The sequence below is a fragment of the Streptomyces sp. SDT5-1 genome (genome assembly GCF_052245995.1).
Lineage (GTDB): Bacteria > Actinomycetota > Actinomycetes > Streptomycetales > Streptomycetaceae > Streptomyces.
The window spans coordinates 3,510,856-3,531,618 of sequence record NZ_CM125963.1; the positions used below are offsets into that span (position 1 = coordinate 3,510,856).

General features: G+C 68.2%; 20 protein-coding genes and 1 tRNA gene. 8 read left to right on the forward strand and 13 right to left on the reverse strand.

The genetic code is table 11. The annotated features are described in order from the left end of the window. Position 1: 1 nt before the first annotated feature. Entirely contained in the window at positions 2 to 799 is a 798-nt protein-coding gene (locus ACTWJ8_RS16300) for a class E sortase (RefSeq protein WP_443264908.1), read from the reverse strand. Positions 800 to 938: 139 nt separating this feature from the next. On the opposite strand from ACTWJ8_RS16300, the gene ACTWJ8_RS16305 reads away from it, so the two are divergent. Next, positions 939 to 2,003, forward strand: coding sequence for an SEC-C domain-containing protein (locus tag ACTWJ8_RS16305; protein WP_443264265.1), 1,065 nt, complete (start codon positions 939 to 941; stop codon positions 2,001 to 2,003). A gap of 24 nt (positions 2,004 to 2,027) precedes the next feature. Here the strand turns inward: ACTWJ8_RS16305 and ACTWJ8_RS16310 are convergent, their stop codons facing one another. Next, on the reverse strand, positions 2,028 to 3,047 hold the full coding sequence (locus tag ACTWJ8_RS16310; RefSeq protein WP_356376366.1) for a YDG/SRA domain-containing protein: 1,020 nt from the start codon (positions 3,045 to 3,047) through the stop codon (positions 2,028 to 2,030). 106 nt (positions 3,048 to 3,153) lie between these two features. Here ACTWJ8_RS16310 and ACTWJ8_RS16315 point away from each other — a divergent pair, with 106 nt between their 5' ends. After that, entirely contained in the window at positions 3,154 to 6,300 is a 3,147-nt protein-coding gene (locus ACTWJ8_RS16315; protein ID WP_356376363.1) for a DUF3427 domain-containing protein, read from the forward strand. A gap of 39 nt (positions 6,301 to 6,339) precedes the next feature. Here ACTWJ8_RS16315 and ACTWJ8_RS16320 read toward each other — a convergent pair whose 3' ends face one another. Next, positions 6,340 to 6,969: an ATP-binding protein gene (locus tag ACTWJ8_RS16320; RefSeq protein WP_443264267.1), complete on the reverse strand. Its 630-nt coding sequence runs from the start codon at positions 6,967 to 6,969 to the stop codon at positions 6,340 to 6,342. Positions 6,970 to 7,152: 183 nt separating this feature from the next. Between ACTWJ8_RS16320 and ACTWJ8_RS16325 the strand changes: the two genes are divergently transcribed. Together ACTWJ8_RS16325 and ACTWJ8_RS16330 are read left to right on the forward strand one after the other, a co-directional pair. After that, positions 7,153 to 8,007: a helix-turn-helix domain-containing protein gene (locus ACTWJ8_RS16325; protein WP_356376357.1), complete on the forward strand. Its 855-nt coding sequence runs from the start codon at positions 7,153 to 7,155 to the stop codon at positions 8,005 to 8,007. Continuing rightward, positions 8,004 to 8,216, forward strand: coding sequence for a DUF397 domain-containing protein (locus tag ACTWJ8_RS16330; RefSeq protein ID WP_356376354.1), 213 nt, complete (start codon positions 8,004 to 8,006; stop codon positions 8,214 to 8,216). Before ACTWJ8_RS16325 ends, ACTWJ8_RS16330 begins: the two co-directional genes overlap by 4 nt. Here ACTWJ8_RS16330 and ACTWJ8_RS16335 read toward each other — a convergent pair whose 3' ends face one another. Next, positions 8,217 to 9,218, reverse strand: coding sequence for a hypothetical protein (locus ACTWJ8_RS16335; protein WP_443264269.1), 1,002 nt, complete (start codon positions 9,216 to 9,218; stop codon positions 8,217 to 8,219). Positions 9,219 to 9,449: 231 nt separating this feature from the next. On the opposite strand from ACTWJ8_RS16335, the gene ACTWJ8_RS16340 reads away from it, so the two are divergent. Then, complete coding sequence (locus ACTWJ8_RS16340; protein ID WP_443264270.1) at positions 9,450 to 9,923, forward strand: carboxymuconolactone decarboxylase family protein; 474 nt, start codon at positions 9,450 to 9,452, stop codon at positions 9,921 to 9,923. Positions 9,924 to 9,985: 62 nt separating this feature from the next. Continuing rightward, the gene (locus ACTWJ8_RS16345) at positions 9,986 to 10,294 is read left to right on the forward strand and encodes a hypothetical protein (protein ID WP_443264272.1); all 309 of its coding nucleotides are present in this window, start codon (positions 9,986 to 9,988) and stop codon (positions 10,292 to 10,294) included. Positions 10,295 to 10,322: 28 nt separating this feature from the next. Here ACTWJ8_RS16345 and ACTWJ8_RS16350 read toward each other — a convergent pair whose 3' ends face one another. The 4 genes from ACTWJ8_RS16350 to ACTWJ8_RS16365 all read right to left on the reverse strand — a co-directional run bounded on the left by ACTWJ8_RS16350 (position 10,323) and on the right by ACTWJ8_RS16365 (position 14,505). Then, positions 10,323 to 10,709 (reverse strand): VOC family protein, encoded by a 387-nt coding sequence (locus ACTWJ8_RS16350; protein WP_356376342.1) that lies wholly within the window; start codon positions 10,707 to 10,709, stop codon positions 10,323 to 10,325. 5 nt (positions 10,710 to 10,714) lie between these two features. After that, complete coding sequence (locus tag ACTWJ8_RS16355; protein ID WP_443264274.1) at positions 10,715 to 11,695, reverse strand: GlxA family transcriptional regulator; 981 nt, start codon at positions 11,693 to 11,695, stop codon at positions 10,715 to 10,717. Between the two features lie 72 nt (positions 11,696 to 11,767). Next, positions 11,768 to 13,240, reverse strand: a complete 1,473-nt coding sequence (locus ACTWJ8_RS16360; RefSeq protein WP_443264276.1) for an MFS transporter — start codon at positions 13,238 to 13,240, stop codon at positions 11,768 to 11,770. Positions 13,241 to 13,293: 53 nt separating this feature from the next. Then, on the reverse strand, positions 13,294 to 14,505 hold the full coding sequence (locus tag ACTWJ8_RS16365; RefSeq protein WP_356377894.1) for a DUF445 domain-containing protein: 1,212 nt from the start codon (positions 14,503 to 14,505) through the stop codon (positions 13,294 to 13,296). 487 nt (positions 14,506 to 14,992) lie between these two features. Between ACTWJ8_RS16365 and ACTWJ8_RS16370 the strand changes: the two genes are divergently transcribed. After that, entirely contained in the window at positions 14,993 to 16,315 is a 1,323-nt protein-coding gene (locus ACTWJ8_RS16370; RefSeq protein ID WP_356376334.1) for an SGNH/GDSL hydrolase family protein, read from the forward strand. Positions 16,316 to 16,383: 68 nt separating this feature from the next. Here ACTWJ8_RS16370 and ACTWJ8_RS16375 read toward each other — a convergent pair. The 5 genes from ACTWJ8_RS16375 to bcp all read right to left on the reverse strand — a co-directional run bounded on the left by ACTWJ8_RS16375 (position 16,384) and on the right by bcp (position 20,176). Next, positions 16,384 to 16,458 (reverse strand) — tRNA-Leu (locus ACTWJ8_RS16375). Positions 16,459 to 16,470: 12 nt separating this feature from the next. Further along, entirely contained in the window at positions 16,471 to 17,307 is an 837-nt protein-coding gene (locus tag ACTWJ8_RS16380) for an HNH endonuclease signature motif containing protein (RefSeq protein WP_356376331.1), read from the reverse strand. Then, entirely contained in the window at positions 17,304 to 17,927 is a 624-nt protein-coding gene (locus ACTWJ8_RS16385; protein ID WP_356812583.1) for an HNH endonuclease, read from the reverse strand. Before ACTWJ8_RS16385 ends, ACTWJ8_RS16380 begins: the two co-directional genes overlap by 4 nt. A gap of 105 nt (positions 17,928 to 18,032) precedes the next feature. Continuing rightward, on the reverse strand, positions 18,033 to 19,535 hold the full coding sequence (gene proP, locus ACTWJ8_RS16390; protein ID WP_356376329.1) for a glycine betaine/L-proline transporter ProP: 1,503 nt from the start codon (positions 19,533 to 19,535) through the stop codon (positions 18,033 to 18,035). A gap of 173 nt (positions 19,536 to 19,708) precedes the next feature. Next, complete coding sequence (gene bcp, locus ACTWJ8_RS16395) at positions 19,709 to 20,176, reverse strand: thioredoxin-dependent thiol peroxidase (RefSeq protein ID WP_356376326.1); 468 nt, start codon at positions 20,174 to 20,176, stop codon at positions 19,709 to 19,711. A 148-nt stretch (positions 20,177 to 20,324) separates the two neighbouring features. Here bcp and ACTWJ8_RS16400 point away from each other — a divergent pair, with 148 nt between their 5' ends. After that, positions 20,325 to 20,672, forward strand: coding sequence for a DUF3618 domain-containing protein (locus ACTWJ8_RS16400; RefSeq protein WP_356376323.1), 348 nt, complete (start codon positions 20,325 to 20,327; stop codon positions 20,670 to 20,672). Positions 20,673 to 20,763 lie beyond the last annotated feature (91 nt).

Below are 20,763 nucleotides of genomic sequence, written 5' to 3' on the forward strand. Positions count from 1 at the left end.
GCTACCGGGGACGCATGGCGCTGAGCTTCCCCCACACGATCAGCCGGTACTTGGAGGTGAACTCGGGCGTGCAGGTGGTGAGGGTGATGTAGTACCCGGGATCGCTGTACCCGGCGCCCGGCACGACGCGGCTGCGCGGCACCGGGTCGATCACTCCCCCGTCGCCGGCCGAGGTCTGGGCGAGCGTCTTGTCCACGACGTACGTGTACGAGGCGGACCTCGTCTCGACGGTGAGGGTGTCGCCGCGGCGCAGCCGGTTGATGTACCGGAACGGTTCGCCGTGCGTGTTGCGGTGCCCGGCGAGCGCGAAGTTGCCGGGGCGGCCGGGCTGGGCGGTGGCCGGGTAGTGGCCGACGTATCCCTGGTTCAGCACGGCGGACTTGCTGATGCCCTGGGCGACGGGGGCGCGGAGGCCGAGGCGTGGGATGCCGAGGATGGCGTAGGCCTGGTCCCAGGTGGGGGTGGGGCGGTCCGCCGAGGAGGCGGGGGGCTCGCTGGGGTCGGGGGTGGCGGCGGGGACGGTGGGGTCGGCGCCGCCGGTCTCGTCGGACCCGGGGTCGTGGGTGGAGGCAGCCCCGGACGGCTCCTGCCACTGATGTTCGAGCGCCTGCACCTGTCGATCGGCGCCGGCCTTGGCCTCCCGGTTGGTCCACCACAGCTGGTGCACGACGAGCAGCAGGACGACGAGGCCGAGGGTGACGGCGACCTCGGCCCCGTTCCACAGGACGCGCCGGACGGTGGCCCGGGGCGCGGGGCCCTGGGCCACGACGGCGGGTCGGTCGTCACGCGGCGACCGCATACGCTGCGACAGCACGCGCGCAAGATAGATCGCGCGTCGCGAAGTCTCCAGAGGCAGGACGTTTCAAGGGCAGGGATCCGGCGTCCGCGACCCGATCGGGCGGGTCCGTCCGAAAGCTTCCGGCAGTACGGTGTCCCCCATGCGCCCCGACACGCCTGCCACGCCCGCCGAGAACGCTGAGAACGCCGAGACCGACCGCGCGAACCACGTCGCGGAAGCCGAGCGCCTGGAGCGCACGGCGGCGATGTACCCCGAGGACGCCGAACACCTGCTCCTCCAGGCCGCGGCCCACTACGAACTGGCCGAGGCCCGCGACCGCGCGACAACGCTCTACGACAACCTCCTCGCGTCGTCCGATCTCCGCTCCCCCACCCTGGTCCGCGCGCTCAAGGCGGCGAACCTGTGGGAGTACGGCCACGAGGCGGAGGCCAGGGCGATCATCACGGGTGTCCGCACGGCGGCGCCCCGCGACCCCGCGCCCTGGGTGATCGTGGCGGAGTCCCTGGAGGCCCACGACGAGCTGGAGCAGGCCCACGAGACGTTCACGGAGGGCCTCGACCTCCTCGTCACGCCGTCGGAACGCGACGCGGGCGGCGCGGGCATCCCCCTCGCCAAACACCCTCTCCTCCTGGGCCGCCACCGGGTCCGCCGCATGCTGGGCATCGACCACGACGGGTGGGACGCACTGGCGGACGAGGTCAACCGCTCGACGGTCTCCCTCGACGAACTCCACGACCCGAAGCGGACGTGGGCGCTGGGTTCGGACAACCCGGCGGAACTCCAGGCGGAGATCTCCCGCCTCCGCGCGGAACTCGGCACGTACCGCGAGGCGCTGTCCCGCCCCTTCCCGGTGGCGGTCCTGCACTGGCCGTCCCCCGAGTACGCCGAACTCCTGTCGGCGTACCCGTCCCTGACCTCGGAATACCCCTCGTACGAGGCCCACTTGGCGTCGACGGAGGCGTCCCTGCGCGAACTCTCCTCGTCCGGCACGCCCAACCTCGGCATCGTCACGGGCACGGTCCCCTCCTACGAGGCCTTCGCGGCGTCGGAGGGCTCTTCCCCGGAGGACGTCTCCCTCCTGCCGCAATACGCGACGACGCTGGCGGCACGGGGGCGGGCGGCGGCGTGGCCTCCGGCGGCGGGGGCGGAGTGTTGGTGTGGGTCGGGGAACGTGTATGGGGCGTGCCACGGAAGCGATGCGTAACCACTGCGGCGCTGGGCGATAGGGCTAAAGCCCCTGGCTCCTGTCAGCCCAGCGCGACCGGTGCTGCTTAAGGAAATCGATGCCTATACGGTGTCGATTCCTCTCGACATAGAGCCTCCCCACCACTTGCCGCGTAAAGCCGTCGACGATGTCCAGGTCGTCGGTGATGAGGATTGCCCCATTGTCGAATTTCACGTGACAGGTCGGGCAAAGGCACAGGATGTTGGAGACGACATCGGGGCCATGGTGCGGTTCTCCGAGCGCCTGTATGTGAGCGCCTTCGCTGTAGCACAAACCGTCTGCACCCACGACTACGGGGATACGGCAGACCTGGCAGGTGTTGGCGTAGATCGACTTGACCTTGCGTGATGCCCTGGTGTTGCGGACTCGCCGCTGGGACGTGACGTAGCGCGCAGTTGCCCTTTCCAACTCCGTCATGTCGGAGTCCAACTCAACGTCCACGTCTCCTGGAACGCTCTCCCCGACGTCCCTGACGAGCCGGAATTGCCACATCAGGTGCCCGCGGTCGGTGCGGGAGCACCAGTGGTCCTCTACTCGGTAGAGTCCCGCGTACCGATACCCGCCCCGAGCTTTACCGCTTCGGATATCCAAGCCGCGCACAAAGCGTATGGGGAGTCCTTCGTTCTGGTTGAGGACGAGCCCCGCGTTACGTCCAACCAGCTCCTGATCCTTGGTTATGTGCCCATCCTTATCGGGATCGCCACCCATCGCCGTGTAGATCACGACGTCCCCTTCATCCCTATCCGCCGCGTAGCCGCCACTTGCGACGATGGAATCCACACCCTCATGCGCTGTGCCGGAGATACCTTGTCCGCGGAAGCGGTGGACACCGGCCGCATGGAGCTCGGTGTGCCCCTTGAACCACTGGCCGGGACTCACCTCCGGTGGAGGGCCGAAGTAGATGCTCTTGGCAGGCTGACGTGACGACGTAGGCATCCCGGCACCCTGACAAATTGCAGCATGCACTTCAGCTACTTCGGGCTCGATTTGGCGCCAGCTGATCACTTCATGGCTGAATTCCATCGATGGCTACGGGCATCGTCTCGCCTGATCTACCCCCTGACTGTCAGTGGCGCTTGTTAGAACTGAGCCACAACGATCTGCGATCGAGAGCGTCCAGGGGGACCCGATGGGCACGTCACACCAGTCCGAAGCACTCGAGCCGGGGGTACACGAGAGGCTTGTTACCCGGGCGCTTCGAAGCGACATGGCTCGGCTCGAAGCTGCGGGCTGGAAGGCCATCGAAGGTGAGGTGACCGCAGAGTCCGCTCCACACGTACTGGCTCGCCACTTGGGCGACGCGATCGGCCGTCGCCTTCAACAGCTGCCGCATGACCAGCACGTCTCAGCAGCCAACACAATCATGGCTGCCTTGGAGTCGATAGCGCCCTCCGACGACGCGGACCCGGCCACACAGCAGATCGAGGACGGACCGCACCAGCTCCTCGCTCTCGCCGAGCAAGAGGCACCTGGGGTCTTCGCGATGCGCCCACTGACGCCGCTCTCAGAAACAGCGCTCATCACTAACTCCCCTGAGGACCCCAGCCTGGGAGCAGAGCTCAGAGCTGAGCTCGCAGTAGCCGATCGCATCGACCTCCTCTGCGCGTTCGTGAAGTGGTACGGGATCCGTGTTCTGGAAGGCGCCCTCCGTGCGGCCGCCGACCGTGGAGTGCCTATTCGCGTCGTGACCACGACCTACATGGGCGCTACCGACCGCCGCGCCCTCGACCGGCTCGTGCGGGACTTCGGTGCTGAGGTGAAGGTCAACTATGAGACGCGGTCGACGCGGCTGCACGCCAAGGCTTGGCTCTTTCGGCGAAACAGCGGGTTCGATACCGCCTACGTCGGCAGCTCCAACCTTTCCAAGTCCGCCCTGCTCGACGGGCTGGAGTGGAATGTTCGGCTGTCTTCGGTGGCTACCCCTGCCGTCCTGAAAAAGTTCGAGGCCAGCTTCGACTCGTACTGGAATGACATCTCCTTCGAGACCTACGACCCCGATCGTGATGCGGCGAAGTTGGACGAGGCGCTGGGCGTGGCGGGCGGTGCAACGTCCGGCGATGACCTCAAGATCAGCCTGTCTGGCCTTGAGGTGCGGCCTTATCCGCATCAGGCCGACATGTTGGAGCGGTTGAGTGTCGAGCGCGTGGTGCGGGGCCACGACCACAACCTGTTGGTGGCAGCCACGGGAACGGGCAAGACCGTCATGGCCGCTCTGGACTTCCGCAATCTCCACCAGCAGTGGGGCGGGAAGGAGTATCCGCGGCTGCTCTTTATCGCGCACCGCAAGGAGATCCTGAAGCAGTCGCTGCGCAAGTACCGCGAGGTGCTCGATGACGCATCGTTTGGTGAGCTGCTCTTCGGCGGTGAACGCCCTCAGGAGTGGAAGCACGTCTTCGCCAGCGTTCAGTCCCTCACCGATCAGCGCCTCGACCAGTTCAGCCCGGACCACTTCGACATCATCGTGGTCGACGAGTTCCATCACGCTGCGGCGACGACATATCGGCGCGTGCTCAATCACTTCAAGCCGAAGCAGCTTCTAGGCCTCACGGCCACGCCTGAGCGGGCTGACGGCCTCAATGTGCAGAGTGAGTTCTTCGGCGGCCGCATCGCCGCAGAGATGCGGCTCTGGGAAGCGCTCGATAACGACCTCCTCTGCCCTTTCCACTACTTCGGCATTCCTGACGGCACCGACCTCACCCGCCTCAACTGGCGCTCCGGAACGTACGACCAGAGCCAGCTCGGCGATCTCTTCTCCGCCGACCACGCCCGCGCCCGCATCGTGATCAAGCAGGTCCGAGACAAGGTGTCCGACCCAGCCAACATGCGGGCACTTGGCTTCTGCGTGTCGCGCAAGCACGCCCACTTCATGGCCCAGTGCTTCCAGGACGCCGGCTTCCAGGCCAAGGCGTTGGACAGCGAATCCCGGCCCGAGGTGCGCGAGCAGGCGCTGGCTGACCTCAAGGCAGGGAAGATCCAGGTCCTGTTCTCAGTCGACCTCTTCAATGAGGGGCTGGACATCCCTGACGTAGATACGTTGCTCCTCCTCCGCCCGACCAGCAGCGCGACCGTCTTCCTCCAGCAGCTCGGCCGTGGCCTGCGTCGCACACCAAACAAGCCTGTGCTGACAGTGCTGGACTTCATCGGGCAGCACCGCGCCGAATTCCGTTTCGAGGAGCAGTTCCGCGCGATGACGAACCTGTCGCGCAACCGACTCCTTGAGCACGCCGAGCACGACTTTCCGCAGCTTCCCTCCGGTTGCCAGATCATCCTGGAAGGCAAGTCCAAGGATCTGGTGCTGGACAACATCCGCACACAGATCAAGGCCACGGTCCAGACGCTGGCCAAGGAGGTCAGCGCCTACGGAACGCCCAAGCTCGCCGACTACTTGAGGGAGAGTCGCCGCGAGATCAAGGAGCTGTATAAGTCCAGCAATTCATGGACCACCGTCCTCCGCCGCTCCGGGCTGGCCAGCGCTCCCGAACCATCCGGCGAGAGCGACCTGTTGAAGCGCGTCCACGCATTTCTCCACGTTGACGACCCGGAACGCGCGGCGGCGTACAAGCGCCTGCTGGGCGATGATGCGCCGGCCTACGCGTCCTTGGGCCCGACAGACCAGACGTTCGCTCGCATGCTGTTCTTCAACCTCTGGGACAAAGCCGGAGGCTTTACCTCCTATGAGGAAGGCCTTGCCTCGCTGCGCGAACAGACCGCGTTCCGCGACGAGCTGCGCCAGGTCCTCGACTACGTGATAGGGGAAGCCGACCACTTCCCCATCCCGTTGGAAGGGCCGCACGCACACCTTCCGCTGAAGGTCCACAGCTCGTACAACCGGTCAGAGATCCTGGCCGCGCTCGGTGTTGCTCGCTTCGGCGGACAGATGCCCGGTTCCTTTGCTCAGGGCGTCTTGTGGGATGAGGCGAACCAGACGGACTCGCTCCTCATCACCCTGGAGAAGAACGAGAAAGACTTCTCCCCGACGGTCCGTTACAAGGACTATGCCTTGAGCCCCACCCTCTTCCATTGGGAATCGCAGAACGCCACAGCGGACACCTCCCCCACGGGCATGCGCTACCAGCAGCATGCCCAGCACGGAAGCCACATCCTGCTCTTCATGCGGCGCTACAAGGAAACGGATATCGGCAAGGCGCAGCCGTGGATGCTGCTCGGCCCGGCGACATACGAGACCCACACCGGCAGCAAACCCATGTCCATCACCTGGCGTCTCCACCATGAGCTCCCTGCGGACGTATGGACCTACGCGTCGGCTGTCGCCTAGTACGCCGGGGTGAGTTGGCGCAGCAGCCCAGGCGCCAACTCACCTTCGAGCACGTAGCTCGCTCTCCCGGTGGGCCTCAGCGCGCTCCATCACTTCATCCACGTCGAGCCCGTGCGCGTCGACCCAACTCAGCACGTCGGCGATGATCTCGATCGCCGACGATTTCCCGATACGGAATCCGGTACGGCTCTCGTACAGCCCGAGCAGGGCCTCGGCCCGGTCAACGCTCGCATGCGCCACATGGCCTCCCGGGTGTGGAAGCCCTGTGGATAGCTCGCACCAGACCACCTTGCAGTCAGCCTTGAGCAGCACACCCCACCGATCCGTCATCGCATCGACAAGTCGCATGCCGCGACCAGTCTCCGAATCGAGCGCCCCAACGAGCAGCGTCGGAAGCGCCTTCAGCTCCGGATCACGGACTTCCATACGTAGATACGTGCCGCTCATCGAAAGCGTCAGCTCTACAGGTGTCCCGAGCCCCACATGCCTAATGACGTTCGCCACCATCTCCGTCACGCATAGCTCGACAGCTTCATCGAGATGATGCAGACCCCAGAGCCCTAGCTGCATCCGCGTGATGCGCCGCAGGCCAGCCAGTTCCTCAGGCTCGGCGGCGAAGGACAGGCTCCAGGGCTTGCGGAGCACGCAGTGTTGCTGGATCACGAGCATTCCCCTCTCCATTGAGGACCACGACCGCTGAACCGAGCGCCTCCGCGCCATCAGCCGCTCCCTCAGAGTGGCGGCAGCTCATCCCGTTCTGCAATTTGCAGAACGGGATTCCCACCATCGAGTGATTGGCAAGCGCCGGGCTTGGCGCAGAGACTGAGCCTCGCTAGCGAGGAGGGTGTCTAGATGGCTGGATCTCCGACTGCACGACGTCGGCGCCTGTCGTTCGAGCTGAAGAGGCTCCGTGAATCAAGTGGTCTGACGTGCGCGCAAGTTGGCGCCGCCGTGGACTGGAGCGGCTCCAAGGTGAACCGGATGGAGACCGGTCACGGACGGGTGCAGCCCTCGGATGTCGAGGCTCTGTGTCGGCTCTACGAGACCACCACCGAGATGCGTGAATTCCTCAAGTCCCTGGCACGCCAAGCCAAGACGAAGGGGTGGTGGCAAGTACACGGCTCCGGGGTTCCTGAATGGTTCAACATCTACATCGGACTGGAACAGGAAGCGGACTCCTTCCGGCAGTACCAGTGCGAGGTCGTCCCCGGCTTGATGCAGACACCCGCGTACATCCGGGAACTGCACTTCGCAGGCTCACATATGAACCCGGAAGACGCAGAGCGAGCCATCCGCGTCCGGCTCGAACGTCAGGAGATGCTGACGCGACAAGACCCCGCCCCGCCTGACGCATGGTTCGTCGCCAGCGAGGCAGCGTTGCGGAACATCGTGGGTGACCACGCCACCATGCGAGACCAGTTGGAACACCTTCTGGAAGCCGCACAACTCCCGGCGATCACCCTTCAGGTACTGCCCTTCGACTCGGGAACGCGCCCCCTGACCGGCCCGTTCACCATCCTCGGATTCCCCGACCAGGAAGATCCCGACGTCGTGTACCGAGACGGCATCACCGATGCCGTCTATCTCGAAGGGGAGCATCATGTTCGGGAGTACACACGGGCCTTTGACGGGCTCCGGGCAGCCGCCCTCAGCCCCCATCGTTCCCTTCGCCTGATCGAGAACATCATCAAGGAGTACGCGCAGTGATCGTGAACACCGGGCGCGGCACGGTCGATTCAGAAGAGATCCGCCATCTGGAGTGGTTCAAGGCGTCGTACAGCAACGGAGCCGGCGGCGAGTGCCTGGAATGCGCTATCGAGCCCCAAGGCTCCGTCCTCATACGCGACTCCAAGCGTCCGCAAGGCGACGTCCTCGCCTTCAGCCCCCGAGCCTGGACGAGCTTCCTTCGCGCGTAGCTAACCCCCGGTCGCGCGGGGTTGGTTGACCCGCACAACCGGCACCGCCCGCCCACGGCACCTCGCCAACGCCTCCCGGATCTCCCCCGCCACCCACTCCCCCCGCCCCCGCAAATCCGCCGCCGTCACGGCGAGGACCGGGAGGCCCGCGTGGGCGAGGCGGTTGCGGTGGGCGAGGGTGCGGCGCCAGGAGGCGGGGTCGAGGTGGTACTCGCGGGAGTCGACCTCCAGGGCCAGGCCCTCCGCCGGCCAGTACGCGTCCGGGCGGGCCAGGAAGGCTCCCGTCGCCGGATCGTGGAGGTCCGGGTTCCACAGGGGTTCCGGGAGGTCATACGCCCGGATCAGGGCTCGCGCGTCCGCCTCCAGGGGCGAATGGACGCCTGCCGCCAGGTGCTCCGCCGCTCGCGCCACGTAGGGGGCGTAGCGGCGCCGCGACGCCGTCAGCTCCGCCAGCAACGCCTCCGGGGTGCAAAAGCCCCGCTGCACCGCCTCCGCGAGGACGGCCGTCACGTCGCGTTCGCAGGTGAGGCCCGGGATCGCATCCGCCACGGCCCGCTCGATGGACGCGCAGGCCAGGCCCGCGACCGGCCAGTTCTCCGGCATACGGCGCGTACGGTGCACCCTCACGTACGACGCGCCGCGCCCGCCCACACCCTCGTACGGGACGAGAGCGTCCACCCACCTCAGCCGCTCCGGCCTCGGCGCCGCCCGGAACCCGTGCAGGGACAGCGCCGCGAGCCCCGTGAGCAGGGCGCGCCCACCCGCGTACAGGAGCGCCGCCCGCATGCGCTGGCGCGGGGTCGGGGTGCCGGAGTGGAGGATCACGACCCTCGGCAGCACCCGCTGCCACGGGCCGCCGGGGCGGCAGCGGTAATGCGTGGTCGAGTCGGCGCAGCCCAGCGTCACCAGCTGTTCGCGGGTGAGGAGTTGGTCCTGGGCCAGGGCGAGCGGGTGGCGCGCCAGGGCGGGCACGGAGGCCACGTTCACGGGAGTCCGGTTCACGCCGAGGTCCTGCCCTCCCGGCAGAGCACCCCACCCCTCCGTATTGCTCCGTAGCCGGACCAGGTCCGGACTGTGACGGCTGGCTGCCGATTCTTCGAAGAATCGCGTCACGGACCCTCCCCCACGACCGAGTGGCCCACGTCACACCGAGGCCTGTCACATCCCGCCCCGCCGCTCCGTCACATCTACGTAGGCAACGCAAAAGCCGGACACGCAGCCAAGGAGCACACCATGGAAGCCCGTCTCAACCCCTTCTCCAGCCCCCTCGCCGGGAAGGTCATCAAGCACATCAACGCCGCCGGGAAGGTCGTCGCCGAGTCCGGGGTGCCGGCCGCCACGCAGGAGCTCGTGAAGATTCGGGCCAGCCAGATCAACGGGTGCGGGTTCTGCACCGACATGCACACCAAGGACGCCGCGCACGCCGGGGAGACCCAGCAGCGGCTCAACCTGATCGCCTCCTGGCGCGAGGCCACCGTGTTCAGTGACGCCGAGCGCGCCGCGCTGGAGCTGACCGAGCAGGGGACCCGGATCGCCGACGCCGCGGGCGGCGTGCCGGACGAGGTGTGGGCGAACGCCGCGAAGCACTACGACGAGGAGCAGCTCCTCGCCCTCGTCTCCCTCGTCGGGCTCATCAACCTCTACAACCGCATGAACGTGATGGTGCAGATGCCTGCCGGTTCGTACCAGCCCGGCCAGTTCGGCTGACGGAGCCAGGCGTAACCTCACAAATGGAACTCGAAGGCCCCGCTACGCAGGAGGTTCGCCCCATGGCCCGCGCTCTTCCCACCGCCCCGATAGCCGCCGCAGGACTGGTCGGGGGGTACGCCACCGCCCGGTTCACGAAGAAGCGGCAGCTGGGCGGGGCCGTGCTCGCCGTGGCCGGGGCCGCAGCGGCGACGCAGTGGACGAGGACGCGGGGCGGGAAGGTCGCAGGTGCGCTCACGGGCGCGTACGTCGCCGCGTTCGCCGGGTCGCACCCGCTGGCCAAGAAGGTCGGGGCCTGGCCCGCCGTCCTCGGCGTCGCGGGCGCCGTCGCCGCGGCCTCGTACGTGCTCGTGGACCGCAAAGCCGCCTGACAAGGCCGGCTGGCCAGGGGCCGTACGGCTATCGGACGTGCGTGAGCACGTTCACCACCCGGCCCTGCGGGTCCCGTACGAAGAAGCGGCGGACGCCCCACTCCTCGTCCCGGATGTCGTGGACGATCTCGGCGCCCGCCGCGCGCATCGCCTCGTACGCGGCGTCGACGTCGTCGACCTCCACGCTGATGTCCGGCACCACGGGCGCCGTCGCCTCGTGCGTGAAGAACTGGAGCTGGGCCGTGGGGTCGGACGGGGAGACCAGGGTCATGATCCAGCCCATGTTCATGGCCTCGCGGAAGCCGAGCGCGCCGTAGAAGTCGCGGTTCGCCGACATCGCGGCCTCCCCCGGCACCTGCGCGTTCGGGACTGCCCTGCGGATGTGGGGGTGCGTCTCGTTCTCGTCGGTCGCCATGGACGTCATCGTCCCCTGAACGTCGCCCGGTACGCCCCCGGTGACACCCCCAGCACCGCCTGGAAGTGCTGCCGCAGTGACGTGCCGGAGCCGAAGCCGGTCTCCGCGGCGACCCGGTCGACCGTGTGGTCCGTCTGTTCCAGCAACTCGCGGGCCCGGTCGAGGCGTTGGCGGTTCAGCCAGGTCATCGGCGTCAGGCCCGTCTCCTCGCGGAAGCGGCGGTTGTACGTGCGCACGGACATGGCGTCACGGGCCGCGAGCTGGGCCAGGGTGAGCGGCTCGGCCAGCCGGCGCAGGGCCCACTCCCGCGAGGCCGCCGTCGACCCGGTCTCCCGCACGGGCACGGGGCGCTGGATGTACTGCGCCTGACCGCCCTCCCGGTACGGCGGCACCACCGTCCGCCGCGCCACCTCCGCCGCCACCGCCGAACCGTGGTCCGCGCGGATCATGTGCAGGCACAGATCGATGCCGGCCGCCTCCCCCGCCGACGTCAGGACCGGGCCCTCGTCGACGTAGAGGACGTCCGCGTCGACCTTCACCGAGGGGAACGCACGGGCGAAGGTGTTCGACGACATCCAGTGCGTCGTCGCCCTGCGGCCGTCCAGGAGGCCCGCCGCCGCGAGCACGAACGAGCCGGTGCAGATGGAGGCCACGCGGCCGCGGACCGCCGTCAGCGACTCCGCCAGTTCGGCGTCCAGGTCTCCGCCGCGCAGGTCCTCGTCCGTCTCGTGCGACGCCGGGACCAGCACCGTGTCCGCCGCCCGCACCGCCTCCAGGCCGTGCTCGGCGTGGATCGGGAAGTCGGCGTCCGTGCGGACCCGGCCGGGGCGGGGCGCGCACGTCGTCACCTCGTAGAGGCGGTCGCCCGTGGCCGGGTCGCGGGCCGTGCCGAAGAGCTGGTGGACCAGGCCGAGCTCCATGGGCAGGACCCCGTCCCGTACCAGGACCGCCACCGACGCGGCTCCCGGTGCCCGTTCCGTATTCATGGCCAGATTCTTCCATGTGTCTTCTTTCTGGCCGATCGCGGGCGGTCGGCGGCACTGGCGCCCTCCCGCCGGTCACGTCGTCGCCGACAGCGGACGCGCGATGTCCTCCAGGGACCTGCGCTCCGCCCGGACCGCGAACACCGCCGCGATCAGGCCCGCCACGCACATCAGCGCCGCGCCGATCTGGAAGGCGAGCACCGTGTCGGCGACCTTGCCGGACTCGGTGAGACCGGCGAACAGCAGCGGGCCGCTGATGCCGCCCGCGGCCGTGCCGACCGCGTAGAAGAAGGCGATCGCCATGGCGCGCGTCTCCATCGGGAAGATCTCCGAGACCGTGAGATACGCGCTGGAGGCGCCGGCCGACGCGAAGAACAGGACCGCGCACCAGCAGGCCGTCACGGTCGTCGCGCTCAGCGAACCGCGGTCGAACAGCCAGGCCGTGCCGAAGAGGAGGAGCCCGGAGAGGAGGTACGTCGACGAGATCATCACCCGGCGGCCGACGGTGTCGAAGAGCCTGCCGAGCAGCAGCGGGCCCAGGAAGTTGCCCGCCGCGATGACCGCGAAGTAGTACCCGGTGCTGCCCGACGGCACGTCGAAGAACGTCGTGAGGATCGCGCCGAAGCCGAAGGTGATCGCGTTGTAGAGGAACGCCTGACCGATGAAGAGGGCGAGGCCGAGCGTGGTGCGGCGCGGGTACGAGCGGAAGACCGTGCGGGCGATCTCCACGAAGCCGATGCTCTTGCGCTGCCGGATGGTGATCTCCCCGGCGGGCGGCGGGAGCTCGGCGCCGCCGCGTTCGGCCCGGATCCGTTCCTCCACGTCCGTCACGAGCGACTCCGCCTCCTCGCCCCTGCCGTGGATGAACAGCCAGCGCGGGCTCTCCGGGACGTTGCGCCGGACGAGCAGGATGACCAGACCGAGGACGACGCCGAGGGCGAAGGTGAGCCGCCAGCCGACGTTCATCGCGAACAGGTCCGTGTCGAGGGCGACGATCGACAACAGCGAGCCGCCGATCGCACCGAGCCAGAAGCTGCCGTTGATGATCAGGTCGACACGGCCACGGAACGTCGACGGGATCAGCTCGTCGATCGCCGAGTTGATGGCCGCGTACTCGCCGCCGATCCCGAAACCGGTGAGGAAGCGGAAGAGGAAGAACCACCAGGAGGAGAAGGACACCGCGGTGAGCGCCGTCGCCGCGAGGTACACCGCGAGCGTCACGAGGAAGAGCTTCTTGCGGCCGAAACGGTCGGTCAGCCAGCCGAAGAACAGCGCCCCTGAGCACGCACCCGCCACGTAGAGCGCGGCGGCGACGCCGGTGACCTGCGCCGACGAGATCGGCAGGCCACTGCCGGACTCGGAGAGCCGACTGGCGATATTGCCGACGACCGTGACCTCGAGGCCGTCGAGGATCCAGACGGTGCCGAGGCCGATCACCACGGTCCAGTGCCAACGGGACCACGGAAGGCGGTCGAGGCGGGCCGGGACGGCCGTGGTGACGGTGGCTCCGCCGGTACGGGCGGTGGCGTTGCGGTGCTCCGGGGACATGGACCCCCTCCTCGTCGAGGGACAGGTCGTCCGGGTCCCCCGCCGAGCAGGGGTTACGCCCCCAGCGCCCGCGACACCGTATAGATCAGCAGGCCCGCCAGGGAGCCGACCACCGTGCCGTTGATGCGGATGAACTGGAGGTCGCGGCCGATGTGGGCCTCGATCTTGCGCGTCGTGTGCTCGGCGTCCCAGCCGGCGACCGTGTCCGTGATCAGGGACGTGATCTCGGCGCGGTACGTCGTCACCACGTACACCGCCGCGCCCTCCACCCAGCCGTCGACCTTCGCGCGGACGTCCGGCTGCGTCGACATCCGGTGGCCGAGCGAGAGCAGCGAAGCCCGTACGCGAAGGCGCAGCTCGCTCTGCTCGTCCTCGGCCGCCGCCACGATCATCTGGCGGACCGCGGACCAGGCCGAGGCGATGATGTCCTGCACCTCGGAGCGGCCCAGGATCTCCGACTTCAGGCGCTCCACCCGGTCCCGGGTGTCGGAGTCGGACTGGAGATCGGCCGCGAAGTCCGTGAGGAAGCGGTCGAGGGCTCCGCGCGCCGGGTGCTCCGGCATGTCCCGCATCTCGGTGACGAAGCGGAGCAGCTCCTTGTAGACGCGCTCGCCGACGCGCTTGTCGACGAAGCGGGGCGTCCAGCCGGGGGCGCCGCCCTGTACCGCGTCCATCACCGAGTCCGAGTGCAGCACCAGCCAGTCGTGGGCGCGGGCGCACACCAGGTCGACGATCCGCTTGTGGCCGCCGTCCGCGACGACCTTGTCGAGCATCTTGCCGAGGCCGGGGGCGATCTCCGCGTTGTCCGCGCGGCGAGTGATGGCCTCGCCGACGATCGCCTGCACATCCGAGTCGCGCAGCACGGTCAGGGCGCCCCGCAGGGCCGTCGCCAGCTCCGCCGTCACCCGATCGGCGTGCTCCGGCTGAGCGAGCCAGGAGCCGAGGCGGCTCGCGATGCCGACGGAGCGCAGCCGCTCCCGTACGACATCGCCCGACAGGAAGTTCTCGCCGACGAACTCGCCGAGCGAGACACCCAGCTGGTCCTTCTTCTTCGGGATGATCGCCGTGTGCGGAATCGGGATGCCCAGCGGGTGGCGGAACAGGGCCGTCACCGCGAACCAGTCGGCCAGCGCGCCGACCATGCCGGCCTCCGCGGCCGCCGCCACATAGCCGGCCCAGGCGCCCGCGCCGGCGTGCTCCGCCCACGTGGCCAGCACGTAGACCAGCGCGACGAAGACAAGCAGTCCCGTCGCCGTCAGCTTCATCCGGCGGACGCCGCGGCGCTTCTCCTCGTCGGCCGGGGTGAACTCGGCGGCGAACCGGCGGGCGGGGCGGGTGGGAGGCGTGGGGCGCGACGGGTCCGGCGAGGCGGACGGGGTGCGGGATTGTTCCGAGGCCACCCGGGAATACTGCCCCTTGTCGGGAACGACCGCTTCACCTGCTTTGTCCGCCGCGCCGCCCGCCGCGCCCGCCGTGCCGTCCGCCCCACCGGGCGTCTGCGCCCCGCGCTTCACGTCGCCGTCCACTCAGCCCACTCCGCATCGGTCATCGGCCCGACTCGTCGACTTCGGATTCGACTGTCATCCGCCTCACACATTGTCCCTTCCTGACCTACTCCCGGAACGAACCAAAGGTTCCCGGCGTCTACCTGTCCGGAGGGGGGCAGTGTCGGTCCCCGCCCGCCCCATGACGCATCATGGATTCATCACATCGGAGCCTCGGGCTCCCCCTGCCCGAGGAGACACACACCGCATGACCAAGCGTCACGGTTATGCCTTGTTGACCGCGCTCGTCGCGGTCGTCGTGATGATCTCGGCCGCCATCTACGTGGGATTCTCCGGAGTCCTCGGCGGCGACGACGACAACATCGAGGCCGGCGGCGCGCACCCGCGCAGCTCCGCCGCCCCGGCCTCCACCGGCAACTGGGCCGGCACCTGGTCCGCCTCCCCCGCGGGCGGCGAACCCGGCACGGAGACGAACGGGTTCTTCGGCCACTCCATCCGCAACATCGTGCACACCAGCGTCGGCGGCAGCGCCGCGCGCATCACCCTCTCCAACCTGTACGGCCAGTCGCCGCTGCGCATCACGCACGCGTCGATCGCCGTGGCGTCCGCGCCCAACAATCCGACGGCGCTGTCCGACACGATGCGGCGCCTGACGTTCTCCGGGAACACCTCGGTCGTCATCCAGCCCGGCCGCCAGGTCGTCAGCGACGCGCTGCGGATCACCGTGCCCAGCGACTCGGACATGCTGGTCACCACGTACTCGCCGACGCCGTCCGGCCCCGTCACGTACCACCCGCAGGCCCGCCAGATGTCCTACGTCGCCCGGGGCGACCGCACCGAGGACCCAAGCGGCACGCTCTACAACCAGCAGAGCCCGTACTGGCGCTACCTGACCGCGCTCGACGTGCTCAGCAACGAGGCGCAGGGCACCGTCGTCGTGGTCGGCGACTCCCTCACCGACGGCATCACCTCCACGATGGGCGCCAACCGGCGCTGGACCGACGTCCTCGCCGAGCGGCTGCGCACCGAGACGGGCGCCCCGCGCTACGGCGTCGTGAACCAGGGCATAAGCGGGAACCGGATACTGGCCGACGGCTTCGGCCGCCCCGCCAACAACCCGAGCGGCCTCTCCCGCTTCGACCGGGACGCGCTCGGCCGCTCCGGCGTCCGCGCGGTCATCATCGACCTCGGCATCAACGACATCCTGCGCACGCCGCAGCAGACCGACGCCGCGAAGATCGTCGACGGCCTGCGCGAGCTGACCCGCCAGGCGCACGCGCGCGGCCTGCGGGTCGTCGGGGCGACGCTGATGCCGTTCCAGGGCCACCCCGGCTACCGCCCGAACCTCGAGGCGGTCCGCCAGTCCGTGAACGAGCAGATCCGCGCGGGCAAGGTCTTCGACAGCTACGTCGACTTCGACCGCGCCCTCCGCGACCCGTACAACCCCCGCCGCCTCCTGGACCAGTACGACTCCGGCGACCACCTCCACCCGAGCGACGCCGGCTACCGCAAGATGGCCGAGTCCCTGGACCTGTCGACCCTGCGGGGGTCGACGGGGGCGGAGCTGTAACCAGTACCGGCTGACGCCGACGATGTACGAGGAAGGGCGCTCCCGGATGGGAGCGCCCTTTCGTGGTGTGGGCCCGGTGGGACTCGAACCCACGACACACCGGACCTAAACCGGCGCCCTCTGGCCAGCTGGGGTACGGACCCGTTCGGGCCACTCTACTGGGTGCGGCATTGGCGGTTCGAGAAGGTTTCGGTCTGGCTGTGGCATGACGGACACAGGTAGCGAAGGTTGTCTCGGCGGTTGTCGAGCCTGTCCCCGTTGATGTGGTCGATCTCGAGGATCAGCCGCTTTCCCTGCCACGTTTCACCCAGACCACACTCGGCACAGCCGTGCGGGACTCCGACTTCGTCGAGAGCCCTGCGCAGCAGGGTCGTCCGAGTCCTCCGTGAGCCGGCCGGGCAGCGCACAAGGATCTCCTGGGCGGTCTTGCGCGTCGGCGAGCGGACGCCGACACGGTGTCCCTGCCCGGTGAAGTGCTCGGTCGAGAGACCGTACTCGTCGATGCTCCGGCGCGCCTTGGCACGGGCCGCCTCGTTGAACGGTGGCAGCCCGAGGCGGCGCATCAGGTCCGCTAGGCCGTGGGATTCGGCGACGGCTCGTGTGATGTCCTCCTCAGGGAAGAGACCACCGCAGATGCCCGATCGCGGCGGCACGAAATGACTGGTGTCGATGCCGAACAGCTTGAGTCGACGCTTCACATGCTCGTACGGGCCGTCTTCCGGCGGGATGCCCATCACGAGGAAGATCCCGCGGATGCTGGTGGAGCGCGCCGCCGCTTCGGACAGAACTTCCTTGGAGTACGACCGCTTCGGCCGTTCTGGCAGCGGCTCGTCCTGGAAGTGAGACGTGTCGATGCCGTAGTGGGCGAGCCGGAGACGCAGATATCTGCGTGGCTTGCTCCCCATGGGAGCGTCGAGGCGTCGCATGAGATCGACCAGGCTGGAGGAGGCCGCCGCGGTCTTCTCCAGGAGCTCCCGCGGGTACTTGCTCATGCCGACCGCCTCTTCCGGCCGCGGTAAGTGTCGGTCACGGAGTGGCAGTTGGGGCACAGCAGGCGCAGGTTCTCGCGGCGGTTGTCCCACCACTGACCGTTGATGTGGTCGACCTCCAGTCGCAGGGGCCGGTTGTTCCACTCCGTGCCCGCCCCGCACATCGAGCATCGCTCGGGGATGCCGAGCTGCAGGAGCCCTCGCCGGAGACGGCGCCCCGGAACCCGGCCGCCCTCCGGAGACCGCAGGGTCAGCGGACTGCCGAGGGTCCCCTTAGGTCGCTGCTCAGGTCGTACGAAGTGCGAGGTGTCGATGCCGAGCGCCGCGATCCGCCGACTGATGTGAGCCTGGTTTCCGCCCACGGCGCTTACGCCCAACCGGCGCACAACATCCTTGAAACTGCCGGCCTCCGCGACCACCGCTCGGAGTGTCTCTTCCGTATGTCGTGACCAGTACCGAGGAAAGTGCGACGTGTCGATCCCCTCCTCGGTCATCCGTTTCTGGAGGTAGGCCCGACGGCCCGCCGTCGGCTCACCCCCGCAAAACCGAACCGCCTCGTCCCACGTCCCCGTGCTCCGGGCCGCCGCCTCCAGCAGCTCTCGCGTGTACCGTCGCCCCGCCATGTGAGCCCTCCCTTTCGACCACTCGTTCGCGGCCTCGTACAGGGAAACGACACGAAAATCGGACCGTCACGCATGGAATGCGCAACGGTCCGATACGGGAGAGCGTCAGAACTTCGGGGTCGGGGTTTGGGATTCGACCAGTTCGGCGGCTTCCTCTTCGGTTTCGACCGAGGGTGGGGAGCCGGCCAGGGGCTTCTGGGCGGTTTCCTTCATGCAGGCCACCGCGATGACGCCGATGAGGGCCGCGGCCATCGAGTAGTAGGCGGGCATCATGTCGGAGCCGGTCAGGCCGATCAGGGCCGTGATGACCAGCGGGGTGGTGCCGCCGAAGATCGAGGCCGAGAGGTTGTAGCCGACCGAGAGGGAGCCGTAGCGGACCTGGGTCGGGAAGAGCGCGGGGAGCGCGGCCGACATGGTGCCGAGGAGGCAGACCAGGGAGAGGCCGAGCAGCAGCATGCCGAGGCCGACGGCCCACAGGGCGCCGTTCTTCACCAGGAGGAAGGACGGGACCGACAGCAGGAAGAAGCCGATCATGCCGGTCATGAGGAGCGGCTTGCGGCCGAAGCGGTCGGAGAGCTTGCCGACCTGGTTGATCATGCACATCAGGACGATCATGGTGATGATCAGGATCAGCAGGCCGTGCGTCTCCGAGTAGCCCATCTCGTCCGACAGGTAGGTCGGCATGTACGAGAGCAGCATGTAGTCGGTGATGTTGTACGCGCCGACGAGGCAGATGCAGAGGATCAGGGTGGGCCAGTAGTCGCGGAAGATCTTGGCCAGGTCGCCCTTGGCGGTGGTCTCCACGGAGGACGCGGCGTCGGTCGCGCGGTGCGAGGACTCGTCCTCCAGCTTCTGGAAGGCGGGCGTCTCGTCGAGCCGCAGTCGCAGGTAGAGACCGACGAGGCCGATGGGGCCCGCGACGAGGAACGGGACGCGCCAGCCCCACGACTCCATGCCGTCGCTGCCGAGGACGGAGGTGAGGATCGTGACGAGTCCGGCGGCGCCGACGTAGCCGGCGAGGGTGCCGAACTCGAGGAAGCTGCCGAAGTAGCCGCGCCGCTTGTCGGGGGCGTACTCGGCGATGAAGGTGGAGGCGCCGCCGTACTCGCCGCCGGTGGAGAAGCCCTGGATGAGGCGGAAGAGGATCAGCAGGACCGGGGCCCAGAAGCCGATCGTCGCGTACGACGGGATCAGGCCGATGGCGAAGGTGCCGATGGCCATGAGGATCATGGTCATGGCGAGGACCTTCTTGCGGCCCAGCTTGTCACCCATGGGGCCGAAGACCATGCCGCCGATCGGGCGCACGAGGAACGACACCGCGAACGTCGCGAACGACGAGATCAGCTGGACCGTGTCGTTCCCGGACGGGAAGAAGACATGGCCGATGGTGACGGCGAGATAGGAGTAGATGCCGAAGTCGAACCACTCCATGGCGTTGCCGAGCGACGCCGCTTTCACTGCCCGCTTCACTGCCGTGTCGTCCGTGACGGTGATGTCGGTGCGGCGCAGCGGCGGGTTCTTGCGCCGCTTGATGGCGCGGAACAAGGCGCGGTGACGCTTGACCGCCTCCGGGTCGGGCACCAGCCCTTCCTCGGTGTCGGTGGTCATGGGGTGGATCCCTTCTCTGACTGCAAAGCGCTTCCAGGTTCCACCTGCTCACGGTCGTTGGTTGCAAACGAAAGTCCCAAGCAATCGGGACCTTCGTCACAACCTTTCGTCCCTAACTTCCGTCAATGCCCGAACTTTCGCACGCGGAGATCCTCCGGAAGGCGCACGATTTCTCAGATGCCGAGATCCTTGATGATCTTCGCGACGTGGCCGGTCGCCTTCACGTTGTAGAGGGCGCGCTCGACCTTTCCTTCCTCGTCGACGACGATCGTGGAGCGGATGACTCCGGTGACGACCTTGCCGTAGAGCTTCTTCTCGCCGAAGGCGCCGTAGGCCTCGAGAACCTTCTTCTCGGGATCCCCTACCAGAGTGACCTTGAGGTTCTCCTTCTCGCGGAACTTGGCGAGCTTCTCCGGCTTGTCGGGCGAGACGCCGATGACGTCGTAGCCGGCCTCGGCGAGCACGTCGAGGTTGTCGGTGAAGTCGCAGGCCTGCTTGGTGCAGCCGGGGGTGAGGGCGGCGGGGTAGAAGTAGACGATCGTCTTGCGGCCCTTGTGGTCGGCGAGGGAGACCTCGTTGCCGTCGGCGTCGGGCAGGGTGAAGGCGGGCGCGGTGTCGCCGGGCTGCAGTCGCTCGCTCATGGTGGCGGGCCTCCTGGGTGTCGTGTCGTGCCGTGTCGAGTGGACTCGGTTGAGCGTAATGGGGGGTGCCGGGGGGTGGTGCGGGCGGTGAGCTGACAGACTGTCCATTACTCATACGCAGTTACGCAGCGACCACGGAGGCAGCGCGGTGTCGGACACGTCCAGCACATCGGATACCCCGGATACGCGGAGCCCGGCTCAGATCGAGGCGGACATCAAGCGCCGCCGCGCGACGCTGGCCGAGACGCTCGACGAGATCGGTGTCCGGGTGCACCCGAAGACGATCGTCGGTGACGCGAAGGCCAAGGTCGCCTCGCAGGTCGACCACACCCTCGGACGGGCGTACGTCGGCGCGAACCGGCTGGTCTCCGAGGTGAAGGGGCAGCTGGTCTCGGAGGAGGGCGCGCCGCGTCTGGAGCGGATCGTGCCGGTCGCGCTCGTCGTGGTCGGGGTGACCGGGCTCCTCGTGGTGGGCTCGCGGCGGCGCAGGCGCTGACCCGGGGGCGTACGAAGGGGCGACCCGGCGGCGTACAAGTGCGCGTGGTGCAGGTAAGTTCGTCGGCGTGAGCGCCAATCCCGATAAGCAC